4 protein-coding genes are annotated in these 3,229 nt (G+C 51.5%); all 4 read left to right on the plus strand.

Annotation, left to right across the window (positions count from 1 at the left end):
• The coding region (locus CPT76_RS24195; protein WP_146116409.1) for a pyridoxal phosphate-dependent aminotransferase at positions 1 to 659 on the plus strand (659 nt) is incomplete at its 5' end.
• Between the two features lie 24 nt (positions 660 to 683).
• Positions 684 to 1,781 carry a prephenate dehydrogenase gene (locus CPT76_RS24200; protein WP_105444691.1) on the plus strand — a complete coding sequence of 366 codons (1,098 nt, stop codon included), beginning with the start codon at positions 684 to 686 and terminating at the stop codon, positions 1,779 to 1,781.
• A gap of 497 nt (positions 1,782 to 2,278) precedes the next feature.
• A complete protein-coding gene (locus tag CPT76_RS24205) occupies positions 2,279 to 2,872 on the plus strand; it encodes an RNA polymerase sigma factor (RefSeq protein ID WP_105444750.1) in 594 nt (197 codons plus the stop codon).
• Positions 2,869 to 3,229, plus strand: a 361-nt coding sequence (locus CPT76_RS37750) for an anti-sigma factor family protein (protein WP_374954721.1), incomplete at its 3' end; no start/stop codon positions are given. The genes CPT76_RS24205 and CPT76_RS37750, both read left to right, overlap by 4 nt.

Here is a 3,229-nt window from a genome sequence, read left to right on the forward strand (position 1 = left end):
TCAGTAGCAAGACGAAGATCGTGTGGATCTGCAACCCGAACAACCCGACGGGAACGATTCTCTCCGAAACCGAATTGACCGGCTTCCTGGATCAAGTTCCATCGGATGTGATGGTGGTGCTGGATGAGGCTTACTTCGAGTATGTAACCGACCTCTCCTACCCGGACGGAAGCAAGCTCCTATCCCAATATCCAAACCTGGTCGTTCTCCGGACCTTCTCGAAGATCTACGGCATGGCTTCCCTGCGGATCGGCTACGGCGTGGCTCAGCCTGAGGTCATTCAGCTGATCAACCGAGTGCGCGAACCGTTCAACACAACGCGGGCAGCCCAGGCAGCGGCCAAAGCGGCGCTTGGCGATCAGGAATACGTGGCTAACTGCCGCATCGCGAACGCGGAGGGCATCAAGCAGCTGCAGGCTGAGTTCGACCGGCTGGGCCTCGATTACTTCCCGGCGCACGGCAACTTTATTATGGTCAATGTGCGCAAACCTGCGGTGGAAATGTTCCAATCGCTGCTTCAGAAGGGAATCATCGTTCGCGCCGGGTTCGGCAAGTATCCGAACCATGTTCGTGTGACCGTTGGATCCGAGGAACAAAATAAAGCATTTATTCACGCATTGGAGCAAGTATTGAGCGAAGATAAGGCCCAAGTGCAGTAAGTGCGAACAAACGAGTGAGGGAACATGAATACAACGAAGATTGCTATATTTGGAGTGGGTCTGATCGGCGGTTCGCTGGCGCTTTGCTTTAAAGGCAAGCCCGGCTTAACCGTCGTGGGCCATGCCCATCTCCCCGAATTGGCCGACAAATATATGAGCCGCGGCGTCGTCGACGCAGCGACGCTGTCCATGGAAGAAGCCGCACTTGATGCGGACTTCATTTTTTTGTGCGTTCCTGTCGGTATGCTGGAAGAATACCTGGACCGGTTAAGCGCCCTGCCATTGAAAAAAGGCTGCATCATCACCGATGTGGGCAGCACGAAGGCAAGCATTGCGCAGGCAGCGCGTGCGCATGATTTCAAGGACTTTTACTTCATCGGCGGGCACCCGATGGCCGGCTCCGAGCGTTCCGGTGTAGAGGCGGCCACGCCGCTGCTGTTTGAGAATGCGTATTACGTGCTGACTCCGCCTCCGGGCACGCCTGACCATGCTTATGACGCGCTGGCGCAGCTGCTGTCATACACCCGCGCCCAAATCGTCAAGGTGGATCCGGTCCTGCACGATGAAATCGTCGGGGCGATCAGCCATCTGCCGCATATCATCGCGGTGGCGCTGGTGAACCAGGTGTGCGATTACAATCATTCCAATTCCTTATACCGGCTGCTCGCGGCAGGCGGTTTTCGTGACATTACCCGGATTGCATCCAGCGATCCGCTGATTTGGCGAGACATCCTGCTGGGCAACAAAAACGTGCTGCTCAGACAGCTCAAGGACTGGAATGAAGGCATCGCCGCGTTCGTAGAGATGCTGGAAGAGGGCGATGGACAGGGGATTCAAGAGGCGTTTGCCAAAGCGAACGATTTCCGCAGCGAGCTTCCGGAACGCCGCAAGGGCATGATTACGCCTAGCTTTGATCTGTACCTCGACGTACCGGATACGCCCGGTATTATCGGGAAAATCGCCACAGAGCTGGGCGTTAGGCACATCAACCTCAGCAACATGCAGATCATCGAGAGCCGGGAGGACGTCCCGGGCATTCTGCGCCTGTCCTTCAGGCAGGAACATGATTTGGAGCGGGCCAAGGAACTGCTGCAATCCATGAGTTATCAGGTATCGCAGTAAAATTTAAAACGTTTACAAAAAAACGCTTACTTTAGTGTTGACAAAATGAAAACGTATACATATAATAAAAGTACAGTATGGTTTCTCTCCACTCCTATCCAAATAAATGGCACTTTGTGCAGCCACCCGATGCGGGTGGTTTTTTTTGCCTTTTTTTATTTTGAGGCCATTTTTTTCTATAATCTAGCAACATTTACGGGGCGAAATTCGTCTATTAAGAGATTAGTGATGATTCAGCGTGTCCCAAAAAGCGTTAATATCTCCTTGGATTTGGCAATTCTGTTTGAGGTTCGACTGACTAGCAGGAATTAATATGTTACAATGGAAATGATATATTTGTAGAATCGTTGCCGATTTTGCCGAATACATAGCTTTTTGGACGTTTATACTGCCGCGCGGTGGCGCAAATACCGCAACTTTTCATCACCTGTTCAGTACAAACATATAACTGAATCGAACGGGGATGCTTGTGTACGGTCGAGGAGGTCACAATGGAAATGACGGATTCGCAGATGATACAGGACATCAAGAAGGGCAATATAGAGCTCTTCTCTGAATTGATGCGCCGTTATCAGCGGAAAATATTGGCTTTTGTATATCATATGCTAAAAAGTTCACATTTGGAGTTAATGGCGGAAGACCTGTGTTCAGAGACGTTTTACAAGGCTTTCAAGAGCCTGCATTCGTTTCGTGAGGTCGACGCATCGTTCTCCACATGGCTCTATACGATTGCCCGGAACACGGTGCTCAGCGAGCTGAGAAAGCAGCGCAGCGCCAATGTGCCGCTGGAGGAGAGCGGGGTTACACCGGTTGCACCGATGGAGGTGGCACCGGAGCAGGCCATTTTGCGCACCGAGAAGGTGGAGCTGGTTCGCGAGGCCATTAACAACCTTCCGGAAAAGCAGCGATCCGCGATCATTTTACGGGAATACGATCAGCTCGATTACCAGGAGATTGCCGACATTTTAGGTCAAAGCGTCAGCTCTGTTAAATCTCTTCTATTCCGGGCAAGGTCCAGTGTAAAAGTTCAGCTGGAGCCGTATTTTTACGAGCTGACGTATGAAGAATATGAAGGGATGAAAAGCAAATGAATTGCGATGAGGCTCACAGCCTGTTCGGCATCGTTTTGGATTTGGAAGAAGACGATCCGAGACGGATTGAGCTCGAACAGCATACAGCCACTTGCAGTGATTGCCAAGCAGAATTGGCGTTATGGAAGGAAAGTCGGCTTCTCATGATGAAATTGCAGGAGGAGCCGACGGAAGAACAGGCGGAAGAAATCAACCGGAACGTCATGGACCGTATATACCGGGAGTCCCCGTGGCTGATTCCGGACCAGAGCAAACCTTTTGCCGTACCTGCATCTACCCGGAAACGCATGTCCTGGTGGATTGCCGGGTTTGTCATGGTATTTTTGGTGAGCTTTCTGTATTGGGCCATCATGGATA

The organism is Paenibacillus sp. AR247 (genome assembly GCF_002968895.1).
Taxonomy (GTDB): domain Bacteria; phylum Bacillota; class Bacilli; order Paenibacillales; family Paenibacillaceae; genus Paenibacillus_AQ; species Paenibacillus_AQ favisporus.